Source organism: Rhodovulum viride (assembly GCF_003265965.1).
In the GTDB taxonomy this organism is placed as follows: domain Bacteria; phylum Pseudomonadota; class Alphaproteobacteria; order Rhodobacterales; family Rhodobacteraceae; genus Rhodovulum; species Rhodovulum kholense.
In genome coordinates this window covers 209,484-222,439 of record NZ_MUAV01000006.1, presented here as the reverse complement: position 1 = coordinate 222,439, position 12,956 = coordinate 209,484, and the positions used below count along the sequence as shown (strand labels likewise).

Here is a 12,956-nt window from a genome sequence, read left to right as displayed (position 1 = left end):
GCACCCGGCTCTGCAATTCGGGCGTCCGCTGGCTGCATGTGCCGCCGACCAACGCCCCGGCCGAGGCGCGTCCCGACGAGCGCGCCGCCTGGCCGAACCTGCACGAAGAGGCCCGCCGTGCCATCATGTGGCGATTGCTTGACGAGGGTGCCGCGCTCTTCTCGGCCTGCTGGCGCGCCCCGATCCCGCGCGTCGCGGTCGAGAACCCGGTGATGCACCCGCATGGCCGCGCCCGCCTGCCCGCCGATCTGCCGAAACCGCAGATCGTCCAGCCATGGTGGTTCGGCGAGCCCTTCTTCAAGGCGACCGGCCTTTACCTGCGCGGCCTCGCGCCCCTGAGCGCCACCGACCGCCTGACCCCGCCCGCGCCCGGCACCGAGGCGCACAAGCGCTGGAGCGCGGTCCACCGGGCCCCGCCCGGCCCCGACCGCTGGAAGATCAGATCCCGCACCTTCGAGGGCCTCGCCGCCGCTGCGGCCGTCCAATGGGGCGGCGACGCAAGACAGGAGGCCGCGTGATGAAAGAGACCGAATGGCCCCGCGAGATCTGGGCCGCCCAACCCGACCCGGACGATGCAGAGGGCAGGCACGTCTTTTCAGAACACGCCACCGTCCCGCGTTTCGAGGGAGACAGCGAGCGCGATTGCGTGTTCCACCGCTATGTGGACGGCGACATCGTCGACAGCGCGGATCGCTACCACCGCGAAATGCTGATCGCCGCGCGCGCCCGGGCCGACGCCGCAGAGGCCGAACGCGACCGGCTCCGCGCCGAGCTCGGGCGGCTGCGGGAGGACGCAGGACGGTATCGGTGGCTGCGCGCCCGGGATCTCGACACGATCCAGTCCGGGGGCGTCTTCGCGGGCAAAACGCCCGAAAACCTCGTCTTGAACCTGGAAGACCTCGACGCGGCGATTGATGCCGCCCGCCACCACGGGGACCGGGGCAATGGCTGATACGCTCCGCGCCAGCTTCGGCCCGTTCGAGGCCGAAGCCGTCCCGGCCGAAGCCCGTCTGACAATCAGCAGGGACGGTACGCCCGTGATCCGGCTCTTCGGCCGCGATCTGGTTCGCAGCACGCTTCTGGGCGGCAGCTGGTGCCCTGACATGCAGCGCGCTCTGCGCTGGGGCCTTCAACGGATCGAGGCCAGGCTCGGCGAGGATCTCCGCTTCCGCGCCGGTGTGATGGCCGCATGCGATCTCATTTCGCGCCTTCGCCTGGCCGGGGATCCGAGGCGCGCCGAGCGGCTTCTGCTTGGGGATATGGACGCCGGGCGGTCGCAGGGCGAGACCCCGCTCTCACAAGACTGCGGCGCGCCGGAGAACGACAAGACCGTCTGCGGCGGCAGCTACTCCGCGCCAGACGCCATGCCCAAACCGGTCGAAGAGCCTGCGGCCGAAGCGTTCCGCGAGGCCGTCGCCGAGCTGGTTTATTCTGTCATGAAGGAAGGAAAGACCGATGTTTGAGAATCCGTCGCAAGCCGCGCCAATCTACATTCGTCCGAAGGATGCCCCTGCTTTGCTCGGGGTCAGCACATCCACGTTTCACCGATGGATGAACCGTGCCGGAGATGAGTGGCGCACCATCAAACGCGGGAACGTGAGGCTCGCGAGATTCGAGGATGTCCAAGCCTGGCTCGAAAGGGGCGACGCATGAAGCCGATATGCTCAGGTCGCCGTGAAATCCGCTACGCTTTTGGGGGACTAGATGGGGGACTAACCGGAAAAATAGAGCCAAGCCTTTGATTTTGCTTGGACTATGGTGCGGTCGAGAAGACTCGAACTTCCACGGGAGTTACCCCACAGCGACCTCAACGCTGCGCGTCTACCAATTCCGCCACGACCGCACGTGTCTGGTAGTGCCGGGGTTCATAGCGAGTCGGTTCGGGGATGTGAAGGGGGATTCTTGCCTTTTTCGCCCCATCGGGTGCGGCGCAACGGCCGGGTTCCGCAGACGTGCGACACCCGGCCTCGCGGACAGCTAGTCCGCGACCGAAAACGCCGGCAGCGCAGGCATGGCCGCCTGCCCCGGGACAGCGGGGGCGGGCGCCGCAAACGCGGTCCCGTCGCCGCGCCCGCCGATCCGGTAGGCGGCCTTGCGGATCAGATCCGACCGTTCGGGCTGGCCGGGGGCAAAGACCGGCGCGGCGCCCCGCGCCACAGCATCGAGCCCCGCATCGTACCAGTCGAGCGCCAGATCGGCCCGGGTCGCGGTGCCGAAACCCTGGCTCAGATGGTGGCCCAGAAGTTCGCCATAAACGTCCTCGCCCAGCACGTTCAGCAAAAGCGCCGACCCCAGAGCCACATCCATGTTGTCGGTGCGATAGCCGACCGACAGGCAGATCCGCGCGGTGCCCGTCAGCTGTTCGGGCGACATGCCCGAGCCCTGCACGAAGCCCCCGAGATCGGACATCACCTCGGCGCGCGGCCGGAAGGACAGCGCCGAGACATAGGGCTTGAGCAACGGCCCGAGGCGGTCGCATTGCGCGGCGATCTGATCCTGCGAGAGGGTCGAGACCCGGCCCGCCATGTCCTCGCCCGAAGCGATGGCATAGGTGCGCGCGAGGCAGAACTGTTCGTTCAGCGCGACCGAGGGGTCGGTCATCGCCGCCGAGGTGACGAAACCGCCATTGGTGCTGGTCAGCAGGCTGACCTTGTTGCAATGCGAGGCCAGCGACTTGCCGGTGCCCGAGCCCAGGAAATTGGGCAGCCCCGTTACGCCCGGGCCCGGATCGCGCGCGGCATTCATCACCGGGATGGTCGCGGGGACCGGGGCTGGCGCGGGCGCGGCGGGCGCGATGACAACGGTGGTGTTCGGCACCGGCTGCGCCACAGGCGGCGGCGCAATGCCGGCGGCCTGCTTCTGATAGGTGCGCAGCAGCCCGCGCGGCCCCATCGGGTCGCCGGCGATCATCTGTGCGGTGGCCGGGCCGCCCGCGATGGCGCGGCGATAGGAACCGGTCAGGAAATCGCGCTCATAGGGCTGGAGCCGTCCCGTGACCGGGTACCCCATGGTCGCCTGATACTCGGAAATGGCCGTGCGCGACCGGCTGCCCAGAACGCCGTCGACGGCGCCGACCGGGAAGCCGAAATAGTTCAGCGAGGTCTGGACCTCGCGGTTCTGCGCCACCGTGGCCGGGTCGGCATAGGTCCGGTGCTGGCCGGTACGGTGCTGCCGCCCCTTGCTGGCCTCGTTGAGGATGGCACCGCCGATGATACCGGCGATCAGTCCGCCGACGACATCGCCGCCATCGGCGGCGGCCCGGGTGGCGGGGGTGAGGGCGAGGCTGGCCGCGAGGCAGGCCATTGCAACTTTCGTCTTCATGCCGACATGTCTCTCCTGCAATGCCGTGAAGGCGCCCGCCCCACCCGGAAGGCACCAGACTGCCCGCACTGTCCGGGCGCACCGCGATACCTGTCAAGCAAGGAAGGCCTTAAGATGGAGCCGGAATGGATTGAATTCGAACAGCTTTCTCCGTATCTGGAAACTGTTGCCGCAATGGAAACGCGCGCCGATGCCATCGCTGCCGGCCGCGCGGGCGAGGCGATCTGGCTGATCGAACATCCTCCGCTTTACACTGCGGGCACCTCGGCCCAGCCCGCCGATCTGACAGATCCCGGCCGGTTTCCGGTCTTCGAGACGCGCCGGGGCGGGCAATACACCTATCACGGGCCGGGCCAGCGGGTGGTCTATGCGATGCTCGACGTGGGCCAGCGCGGCCATGACGTCCGCCGCTTTGTCTGGCAGCTCGAGGAGTGGGTGATCGCGACCCTGGCCGAGTTCAACGTCCGGGGCGAACGGCGCCCGGGCCGGGTCGGGGTCTGGGTGGTGCGGCCCGAATTGCCCCCCGGCCCCGACGGCGCCCCGCGCGAGGACAAGATCGCGGCCATCGGCGTGAGGCTGCGCCGCTGGGTCAGCTTTCACGGGCTGGCGATCAATGTCGATCCCGATCTCGGCCATTTCGACGGCATCGTGCCCTGCGGCATCCGCGACCATGGCGTCACCAGTCTGGTCGATCTGGGGCTTCCGGTGACGATGGGCGATGTCGACGTGGCGCTGAAGCGCAGCTTCGCCCGGGTCTTCGGCCCGCTGCCCGCGCGCCGGACGGCGACGGGATAGCCGCCTCTTCGCAAGCGGACGGGCCCCGAATCCGAGGCCCCTCCGCAGCATATCCTGTTTCGGCGACCGGTCAGTGCCGCGTCGAGCGGGTCGAGATGTCTTTCAGCGAGGCCGCGCCTTCGATCAGCAGCGGGTGGCGCTCGGTCTGCTGAGCGTCCTCCCGGGCACCGTGCAGTTCCTTTTCGTATTCCTCGGCCTTCAGGCGGAAGAACCGCTGCGACAGATCCTCGTACATCTCGCGCGCCAGCAAAAGCCCCATCACCAGCGCGGACAGGATGAACAGCGGGTGCTGATAGATGAAGAGGAAGACGATCAGATGCACCGTGATCAGCAAAAGCGCCCCGACGCGCAGCAGCAGAGCAGGCCAGTCTTCCGGTCTGACTTTCTTCAGGTAAGTGAACATGAGCTGGTCCCCGCCTCCGTGTAAGCGTTCACGTTATCCCCCCTCGGGTCCGGGAGGAAGTGCCCGCAGATGCTTCCTATCCGCCGATCCGTTACCAAATCGCTTTCCAGATGGCCCCGCAGGCGCGTGACACAAGACTTACAGGACAGGCTCCGCCGAAAAAACGGGCACAGGTTGCCGCAGGGCCGCGCGCGTCACCGCGTTCAGGCCAGGCGCTGCCGCACCGCGGGGCCCACGGCCGCGAAATCCATCCGCCCGGCATATTCGGCTTTCAGCAGCGCCATGACCCGGCCCATGTCGCGGATCGAATTGGCCTGGGTCTCGACGATGGCGGCGCCGATCGCCGCATCGACCTCGTCCTCGGTCAGCTGGCGGGGAAGGAAGTCCTCGATCACCCCGATCTCGTCGCGTTCGCGTTCCGCGAGGTCGAGCCGCCCGCCCTCTTCATAGGCGCGCGCGCTTTCCTGACGCTGCTTGACCATCCGCGCGAGGATCGCCAGCACCTCGGCCTCGCCGACGCCGTCCTCGCCACCTTCGGTCCGCGCCGCGATGTCGCGATCCTTGATCGCGGCATTGATCAGCCGCAGCGTTCCCAGCCGGTCGGCCTCCCTGTCCTTCATCGCCGCCTTGAGCGCCGCCGAAATGCGGGTGCGCAGGTCCATGGGGTGCCTCGTGTCTTTGCTTGGATCAAGTTGGGCAAGATAAGGGCAGGATCTTGCCATGACAACCCGGAGAGACCCGCGCCAAGTCCTTGAAATCGTGTGGTTCTACAATTTGCCGCTGGCTCTTGATTCTTCCTTGGCACCGACCTAGTGTCCGCGCGACCAGCGCCCAGGAGATCCCGATGCCCGCCGCCACGCCCCGCCCGACCGCCTGCCTGACCCTTGCCGATGGCACAGTTTTCTACGGCCAGGGCTTCGGCGCCGTGGGCGAAACGGTGGCCGAGTTGTGCTTCAACACGGCGATGACCGGCTATCAGGAGATCATGACCGATCCGTCCTATGCGGGTCAGGTGGTGACCTTCACCTTCCCCCATGTCGGCAATGTCGGCGTCAATGACGACGACGACGAGACCGCCGAGCCCGTCGCCGAGGGCATGGTGGTGAAATGGGACCCGACCGAGCCGTCGAACTGGCGCGCCGCCGAAGAGCTGAAGACCTGGCTGGCCCGGCGCGGCCGGATCGGCATCGGCGGGCTCGACACCCGGCGGCTGACCCGGGCGATCCGCCAGCAGGGCGCGCCGCATGTGGCCATCGCCCATGACCCCGAGGGCAGGTTCGACATCGAGAAGCTGGTCGCCAAGGCGCGCGGCTGGTCCGGACTTGTCGGGCTCGACCTCGCCAAGGACGTGACCTGCGCCCAGAGCTATCGCTGGGACGAGATGCGCTGGGCCTGGCCCGACGGTCACGCCAAACGGACCGAGCCCGGCCACCGGGTCGTTGCCATCGACTATGGCGCCAAGCGCAACATCCTGCGCTGCCTCGCCTCGGCCGGCTGCGACGTGACCGTACTGCCCGCGACCGCGACCGCCGAGGACGTCCTGGCGCTCGATCCCGAAGGCGTCTTCCTGTCGAACGGGCCGGGCGATCCGGCGGCGACCGGGGACTATGCGGTGCCGATGATCCGCAAGGTTCTTGAAAAGGACGTGCCGCTGTTCGGGATCTGCCTCGGCCACCAGATGCTGGCGCTGGCGCTGGGCGCCAAGACCGTCAAGATGAACCACGGCCATCACGGCGCCAACCACCCGGTCAAGGATCTGGAAACCGGCAAGGTCGAGATCACCTCGATGAACCACGGCTTCACCGTGGACAGCCAGACCCTGCCCGAGGGCGTCAAGGAAACCCATGTGTCGCTGTTCGACGGGTCGAATTGCGGCATCCGGATGACCGGCCGCCCGGTCTTCTCGGTGCAGTATCACCCCGAGGCGAGCCCGGGCCCGCAGGACAGCTATTACCTGTTCGAACGCTTCGCGGCCGCGATGGCCGAACGCCAGCAGGCCTGACCGGACTGGAGGCTTCACAGGGGGCTTCGGCCCCCGTCCCCAGTTCGGCCCCCGTCACCGCCCGCCTCCGGGCTCAGTCTTCCAGCAGATCCAGCACCCGCTCGGGCGGACGGCCCAGCACGGCGCGGCCATCGGCCATCGCAATCGGCCGCTCGATCAGCCTGGGATGAGCGGCCATGGCGGCGATCAGCACCTCGTCGGGCGCGTCCTTCGTGAGGTCGAGATCGGCAAAGAGATCCTCGCCGGTGCGCATCATGTCGATGGCGGGTCCGCCCAGCATGTCAAGCGTCTCGCGCAGTTCCTTTTCGGTCGGCGGCACGTCCAGATAGCGCCGCACGGTCGGCTCGGCCCCCTTCTCTTCCAGAAGCCGCAGCGCCTCGCGCGATTTCGAACAGCGCGGGTTGTGCCAGATCACGATGCCGGTCATTCCCAATCCTTTCGTCCGGTGCCCACGGCCTCGGCGACATGCGCAAAGCCGTCCCGCGCCAGCAGCAGGTCAAGCCCGTCGACGATGTCGCGCACGAGGCTCATGCCGCCATAGACAAGCGCGGTGTAAAGCTGCACCGCCGAGGCGCCCGCGCGGATCTTGGCATAGGCCTCTTCGGCCGAGCCCACGCCGCCCACCCCGATCAGGGGAAGACGGCCACAGGTGGCGGCCGACAGCCGCGCCAGCACCCGGGTCGACCGGGCGAAAAGCGGCGTACCCGAAAGCCCGCCGGCCTGCCCCGCATCCGGGCTTTTCAGCCCGGCCCGGGCCAGCGTCGTGTTGGTGGCGACGATGCCGGAGACCCCGGCCTCCAGCGCCACCTCAGCGATATCGTCGATCTCGGCGTCGGTCAGATCCGGCGCGATCTTGAGGAAAACCGGGATCGGGCGGGAAAGTTCCGCCCGCGCGGCCATCACGCCCGCCAGCAACGCCGTCAGCGCCTCATGCCCCTGCAGATCGCGCAGCTTTTCGGTATTGGGCGAGGACACGTTCACGGTCGCGAAATCCACATGCGCGCCGCACGCCGCCAAAACCGTCGCGAAATCGGCCGCACGGTCGGCGCTGTCCTTGTTGGCGCCGAGGTTCAGCCCCACCGGCACGCCCGCGGGGCGCGCCGCCAGCCGGGCACCGATCGCCTCCATGCCGTCATTGTTGAAGCCAAAGCGGTTGATCGCCGCCCGGTCCTCGATCAGCCGGAACAGCCGCGGCCGCGGATTGCCGGGCTGCGGGCGGGGCGTCGCGGCCCCCACCTCGAGAAAGCCGAAACCCGCGCGCATCAGCGGGCCCAGCGCCACCGCGTTCTTGTCATAGCCCGCCGCAAGCCCCACCGGATTGGGTAGCGACAGCCCGGCCAGATCGGTGGCAAGGCGCGGGCTGGTCAGCCGCCCCGGCAGCGGCACGAGCCCGCTTTGCAGCGCCGTCAGCGACAAGCTATGGGCGCGTTCGGGATCCATCCGGTGAAACACCGCAAGACCCGCACGTTCGAGCGGCGTCATACCACCCCCTCGGGAAAGATATGGCCCGTGGCACCCAGCGGCAGCGACTTGTCCCAGACCAGATCGGCAAGCCGAAGCTCGCGGTAAAGATGCGGGAACAGCGCGCCGCCGCGCGAGGGTTCCCATTTCAGGTCGGCCCCCAGCCTGTCGGCCTCGACAGCGACCAGCACCAGATCGCTTTCCCCGGCGAAATGCTTCTCGGCGGTGCCGGTCACCTGCTCGGCGGTCGACAGGTGAATGAAGCCATCGGCCAGATCGACCGGCGCGCCAAGGCTGGCGCCCCGCTCGCGGAGCGCGTCCCATTCGGCGCGGCGGAAAATCTTGTAGATCAGCATGTGCCCGACATGCCCCCTGCCGCGCCCCGGGTCAAGCGCGGCGGGCTTTGACAGCCTCATCGAACCGCGCCACTCTGGCCCGCGTCAACCCAGATGGAGACCCTGACCGATGACCATGCGCATCCTCTCCTCGGCGGCGGTGCTGGCGCTGCTGTCCGGCGGCGCGGCACAGGCCGAGTTCGCGCTGACCCTGCTGCACACCAACGATGTGCATGCCCGGCTGGAGCCGATCTCGAAATACGATTCGGGCTGTCCCGAAGAGGACAACCTGGCCGGGGACTGCTTCGGGGGGTCGGCGCGGCTGGCGAGCGCCATCGCCGCGGCCCGGGCCGAGGGCGGGCCGAGCCTGCTGCTCGATGCGGGCGATCAGTTCCAGGGCACGCTGTTCTACACCTATTACAAGGGCAAGGCCGCGTCCGAGATGGTCAACCGGCTGGGCTATGACGCCATGGCCGTCGGCAACCACGAATTCGACGACGGCCCCGAGGTGCTGGCCGAATTCGCCGCCCGGCTGACGATGCCGCTTCTGATGGCCAATGCCGATCTCTCGGCCGAACCGCAGCTGAAGGACAGGATCCGGAAATCGGTCGTGATCGAGGAAGCGGGCGAACGGATCGGCGTGATCGGCCTCACCCCCCGCGACAACCCCGAACTGGCCAGCCCCGGCCCCAATATCGTCTTCACCGATCCCATCGACGCGGTCCAGGCCGAGGTCGACCGCCTGACCGCCGAGGGCATCGACAAGATCGTCCTGCTCAGCCATTCGGGCTATGAGGCCGACAAGCGGATCGCGGCAGGTACCAGCGGCGTCGATGTGATCGTCGGTGGCCACAGCCATACGCTTCTGTCGAATACCGACGAGACCGCCGCAGGCCCCTACCCGACCATGGTGGGCGACACCGCCATCGTGCAGGCCTATGGCTATGGCAAGTATCTCGGGCGGCTGAACGTGGTCTTCGACGATGCGGGCAAGCTGGTCTCGGCCGAGGGCGCGCCGATCCTTCTCGATGCCTCGGTCGCCGAGGATGCGGAGGTCAAGGCCCGGGTCGCCGAACTGGCGCAGCCGCTGGAAGAGATCCGCCAGAAGGTCGTGGCCGAAACCACCGCCCCCATCGACGGCGAACGCGGCTCCTGCCGCGCGGGCGAATGCCAGATGGGCAATCTGGTGGCCGAGGCGATGCTCGACCGGGTGCGCAGCCAGGGCATCCAGATCGCGCTTCAGAATGGCGGGGGCGTGCGCGCCTCGATCGACGAGGGTCCGGTGACCATGGGCGAAGTGCTGACGGTGCTGCCCTTCCAGAACACGCTGTCCACGTTCCACGTCCCCGGCGCGACGGTGCGCGCGGCACTGGAACACGGGCTGAGCCAGGTCGAGGAAGGCGCGGGCCGCTTCCCGCAGGTCGCGGGGCTGCGCTTCACCTGGGACCCCGAGGCCGAGCCCGGCCAGCGGCTGCGCACGGTCGAGGTGCAGGAAGGTGCCGAGTGGCTGCCGCTCGATCCCGAAAAGTCCTACGGGCTTGTGTCGAACAACTATGTCCGGAACGGCGGCGACGGCTATGCCATGTTCCTCGACGCGCGCGAGGTCTATGATTTCGGCCCCGATCTGGCCGATGTGACGGCCGACTATCTGGCCGCCCGGGCGCCCTATACGCCCCGTCTCGACGGGCGCATCGCCACCGAGTGACCTCGGCCCGGGCGGCGCGTCCAGTCACGATGCCCCGCCCGGCGGGCGCGGCCGATCTTCCGGCTTGATCTTGCGCCCCCGGGCGGGTTCAACGGGGTCCGACCCGGCCCCGCGAAGGTTCCCCGATGCCCGACCCCGACCCCGCCGCCCCGATCGCGGGCACCCGCCCGCCCCCGCTCGCGACTGGGGTGCTGGTCGCGGGCGCGGGCTTTGCGGGCCTCGTCGCGGCCATCGAGGCGCGTCTGCAAGGCGCGGCGGTGACGCTGATCGACCCGGCCCCCCCGCCCCTGCTGGGCGGCAATACCCGCCATTGCCGCAACATCCGTCTGGCCCATGACCGCGAGACGCCGTGGCAGCGCGGCGGCTATCCGGCGGCCGAGTTCGCCACCGATCTGGCGCGGCTTTCCCCGCCCGAAACCGGCCTCGGGGGCGTTCTGGCCGAGGGCTCGACCGGGCTCGGCCCCTGGCTGGCCGCCCGGGGCGTCGCCTTCGAGCCCTGGGCCGAGGGCAACCTGCCCTTCTCGCGCCGCACCGCCTTCTTCCGGGGCGGCGGGCAGGCGCTGACCAACACGCTTGTCCGTTGCGCCGAAGGGCTGGGGGTCGAGATCCTTTGCGGCTGGCGGATCGAAGCGCTTCCCCAAGGCTGGGCCGAGGATCGCACGCTGGTCCTGACCGCCGAAACGCCCGACGGTCCCCGCGCCCTCGAGGCCGGGGCGCTGATCCTCGCCTCGGGCGGCTACGGCGCCAACCGGGCCGAACTGATCCGCCATCTCGGCCCCGGCGCGGATGCGTTCGCCAATCGCGGCACGCCGCATCAGCAGGGCGCACCGCTTCTGTGGCTGATGGCCCATGGCGCAAAGACGGCCGGGCAGCCCGGCGACGGGCATCTGGTCGCCGTCGATGCGCGCGCGCCACGGGACGACGCGGGCATCGTCAGCCGCGCCGACGGGATGCAGGTCGGCCTTGTCGTCGACGCGGACGGGCGGCGGCTCCGCGACGAGGGCGCCGAGACCGGATCGGCGCGCTATTCGGTCTGGGGCCGGGCGCTGGCAGAGCGCGCCGATCCGCGCGCCTGGCTGATCCTCGACGCCGAGGGCGCCCGGCGGCTGCCGCCGCTCCTCTACCCGCCGCTTGCCGCCGACAGCCCGACCGAACTCGCCCGGCTCTGCGGCATCGATGCCGAGGGGTTGACCCGGACGCTGCAGACAGCAACGGAAGACGCCCCGCTCGACCCGCCCCGAAGCCGCCCCGACGGCGTGCCCCTCACCGGGTCGCCCGTCGCGGCGATCCCGCTGGTGCCGGGGCTCGGCTTTACCCGCCACGGGGTCGCGGTCGACGCGACCGCGCGGGTCCGGCTCGCGGGCGGCGGCACCGCGCACCGGGTCTTTGCCGCGGGCGCCGCGATGACCGGCGCGGTGCTGGGCGAGGGCTATCTTTCCGGCACCGGGCTGACCGTCGGCGGCGTCTTCGGCCGCATCGCCGGGGCAGGCGCGGCCGCGCTTGCGGGCCCCGCCGCCAACCGCCCGCGCCCCGCCGCCGTTCCGGCCCCGGCGGCGACGGACCCCGCTCCGCCAGAGCCCGAGCCCTGGGCCGAGGCCGCCCGCGCGCTGAACATCTGCAACACCTGCGGCTTCTGCACCGGGCTTTGCGCGGTCTTTCCGGCGGCCCGGCGGCGCCCAAGCCTCGCGGCGGGCGATCTGCGCCATCTGGCCCATCTCTGCCATGACTGCCGGTCCTGCCATTACGACTGCCAATACGCGCCGCCCCATGCGCTGGCCGTCAACCTGCCCGCGGCGCTGGCCGCCGCGCGCGCCGCCGATCACGCAGCAGGGCTGCCCCCGCGCCTGCCCGACCTGATCTTCCTGATATGCCTGATCGGCCCGCCGCTGGCCGCCCTGATCCTGCTCCCGCCCGGAGTTCTTTTTTCCGCCCGAAACGGGCCGGGCGCCTTCTATGCGGTGATCCCACACGCGGCGATGGCGGGCGGCGCGGCACTGGCCTTCGCGGGGGCCGGTCTTGGCCTCGGGCTGCGGCTCTGGCGGTTCTGGCGCGCAACCGGCGGCCCACCCGCCCGGCCGTCGCTTGAAAGCCTCGGCCGGGGCTGCCGCGATGCGCTGACGCTGGCCAATCTCGGGGCCGCACGCGCCTGCGACGGGGCGCACGGCCCGGTCGGGCGGGCGCGGCGCTGGAGCCATCACCTGCTGGTCACAGGCACCGCGCTGACCGCGCTCGCAACCCTTGCCGGAGCCGTCCTGCATCTTGGCGGCGCGCTGGCGCCCTATCCGCTGGCCAGCGCGCCCGTGCTGCTGGGCAGCCTTGGCGGCATCGCCATGCTGGCCGGGCTCGCCGGGCTCGAACGCTGGCACCGGACCGCCGACCGCCGACCGGCCGCGCCGCGCATGCAGGCCGCCAATCGCGGGCTTCGGGCGCAGCTTGCCATCGTCGCCGCCTCGGGCCTTGCGCTTCTGGCCTTGCGCGACGGCGCCGCCATGGGGCTGATGCTGGCGCTCCATCTGGGCGCGGTGCTGGGGCTGGTGCTGGCGCTGCCCTTCGGCAAGCTCGGCCATGGCGGGTTTCGCAGCCTCGCCCTGATCCGCCATGCGGGCGAAGAGGCCGCCCGCCGCCCCGGCCCCGACCATCGCGCTTGACAAGACCCGCGCGGGGCGGGCATGACACGCGGCGCTGGTGCCCGCCTCAGGACGGGTGAAAAGGGAATGCGCCAGAGGCCGGAGTCGATGCATCGGGCCTTCAAGCGCAGCCGCCCCCGCGACCGTGACCGGAGAGGCCGCCCGATGCCACTGGCCCGATGAGGCTGGGAAGGCAGGGCCGCCGCCAGAGGCCCCGCCTCTGACATCCGCAAGCCGGGAGACCTGCCAGCCCGAACGACGTGAACCGGACGGGGTGTTCCGGTGTCGGGTCCGGCTTCGGCTCTGC

General features: G+C 69.9%; 13 protein-coding genes, 1 tRNA gene and 1 riboswitch. Of the genes, 7 read left to right on the top strand and 7 right to left on the bottom strand.

Features of this window, described 5'->3' with window-relative positions:
• From BYZ73_RS07360 to BYZ73_RS07350, 3 genes are all read left to right on the top strand, one after another.
• The coding region (locus BYZ73_RS07360) for a hypothetical protein (protein ID WP_112315451.1) at positions 1 to 518 on the top strand (518 nt) is incomplete at its 5' end.
• On the top strand, positions 518 to 952 hold the full coding sequence (locus tag BYZ73_RS22695; protein ID WP_181497989.1) for a hypothetical protein: 435 nt from the start codon (positions 518 to 520) through the stop codon (positions 950 to 952). The genes BYZ73_RS07360 and BYZ73_RS22695, both read left to right, overlap by 1 nt.
• Entirely contained in the window at positions 915 to 1,463 is a 549-nt protein-coding gene (locus tag BYZ73_RS07350) for a hypothetical protein (RefSeq protein WP_112315450.1), read from the top strand. The genes BYZ73_RS22695 and BYZ73_RS07350 overlap by 38 nt, the downstream gene beginning before the upstream one ends.
• Before the next feature lie 293 nt (positions 1,464 to 1,756).
• On the opposite strand, the gene BYZ73_RS07345 is transcribed toward BYZ73_RS07350, so the two are convergent.
• Positions 1,757 to 1,843 (bottom strand) — tRNA-Leu (locus tag BYZ73_RS07345).
• Between the two features lie 134 nt (positions 1,844 to 1,977).
• A complete protein-coding gene (locus BYZ73_RS07340; RefSeq protein ID WP_112315449.1) occupies positions 1,978 to 3,321 on the bottom strand; it encodes a peptidoglycan-binding domain-containing protein in 1,344 nt (447 codons plus the stop codon).
• A 114-nt stretch (positions 3,322 to 3,435) separates the two neighbouring features.
• On the opposite strand from BYZ73_RS07340, the gene lipB reads away from it, so the two are divergent.
• Positions 3,436 to 4,116, top strand: coding sequence for a lipoyl(octanoyl) transferase LipB (lipB, locus tag BYZ73_RS07335; RefSeq protein WP_112315448.1), 681 nt, complete (start codon positions 3,436 to 3,438; stop codon positions 4,114 to 4,116).
• 70 nt (positions 4,117 to 4,186) lie between these two features.
• On the opposite strand, the gene BYZ73_RS07330 is transcribed toward lipB, so the two are convergent.
• Both BYZ73_RS07330 and BYZ73_RS07325 read right to left on the bottom strand, forming a co-directional pair.
• Positions 4,187 to 4,519 (bottom strand): hypothetical protein, encoded by a 333-nt coding sequence (locus BYZ73_RS07330; RefSeq protein WP_108024943.1) that lies wholly within the window; start codon positions 4,517 to 4,519, stop codon positions 4,187 to 4,189.
• Between the two features lie 203 nt (positions 4,520 to 4,722).
• The gene (locus BYZ73_RS07325) at positions 4,723 to 5,181 is read right to left on the bottom strand and encodes a GatB/YqeY domain-containing protein (protein WP_108024942.1); all 459 of its coding nucleotides are present in this window, start codon (positions 5,179 to 5,181) and stop codon (positions 4,723 to 4,725) included.
• Between the two features lie 182 nt (positions 5,182 to 5,363).
• Here BYZ73_RS07325 and carA point away from each other — a divergent pair, with 182 nt between their 5' ends.
• Positions 5,364 to 6,521 carry a glutamine-hydrolyzing carbamoyl-phosphate synthase small subunit gene (carA, locus tag BYZ73_RS07320; protein ID WP_112315447.1) on the top strand — a complete coding sequence of 386 codons (1,158 nt, stop codon included), beginning with the start codon at positions 5,364 to 5,366 and terminating at the stop codon, positions 6,519 to 6,521.
• Between the two features lie 73 nt (positions 6,522 to 6,594).
• Here carA and arsC read toward each other — a convergent pair whose 3' ends face one another.
• From arsC to BYZ73_RS07305, 3 genes are read right to left on the bottom strand one after another with little or no spacing between them, the layout of a single operon-like run.
• Positions 6,595 to 6,948, bottom strand: a complete 354-nt coding sequence (arsC, locus tag BYZ73_RS07315) for an arsenate reductase (glutaredoxin) (RefSeq protein WP_112315446.1) — start codon at positions 6,946 to 6,948, stop codon at positions 6,595 to 6,597.
• On the bottom strand, positions 6,945 to 8,003 hold the full coding sequence (locus BYZ73_RS07310; protein ID WP_112315445.1) for a quinone-dependent dihydroorotate dehydrogenase: 1,059 nt from the start codon (positions 8,001 to 8,003) through the stop codon (positions 6,945 to 6,947). The genes arsC and BYZ73_RS07310 overlap by 4 nt, the downstream gene beginning before the upstream one ends.
• Positions 8,000 to 8,338: a DUF952 domain-containing protein gene (locus BYZ73_RS07305; RefSeq protein ID WP_108025108.1), complete on the bottom strand. Its 339-nt coding sequence runs from the start codon at positions 8,336 to 8,338 to the stop codon at positions 8,000 to 8,002. The genes BYZ73_RS07310 and BYZ73_RS07305 overlap by 4 nt, the downstream gene beginning before the upstream one ends.
• A 109-nt stretch (positions 8,339 to 8,447) precedes the next feature.
• Here BYZ73_RS07305 and BYZ73_RS07300 point away from each other — a divergent pair, with 109 nt between their 5' ends.
• Positions 8,448 to 10,022 carry a bifunctional metallophosphatase/5'-nucleotidase gene (locus tag BYZ73_RS07300; RefSeq protein WP_112315444.1) on the top strand — a complete coding sequence of 525 codons (1,575 nt, stop codon included), beginning with the start codon at positions 8,448 to 8,450 and terminating at the stop codon, positions 10,020 to 10,022.
• Between the two features lie 125 nt (positions 10,023 to 10,147).
• A complete protein-coding gene (gene tcuA / locus BYZ73_RS23530) occupies positions 10,148 to 12,670 on the top strand; it encodes an FAD-dependent tricarballylate dehydrogenase TcuA (RefSeq protein WP_112315443.1) in 2,523 nt (840 codons plus the stop codon).
• A gap of 21 nt (positions 12,671 to 12,691) precedes the next feature.
• Positions 12,692 to 12,914: riboswitch (cobalamin riboswitch) on the top strand.
• Positions 12,915 to 12,956 lie beyond the last annotated feature (42 nt).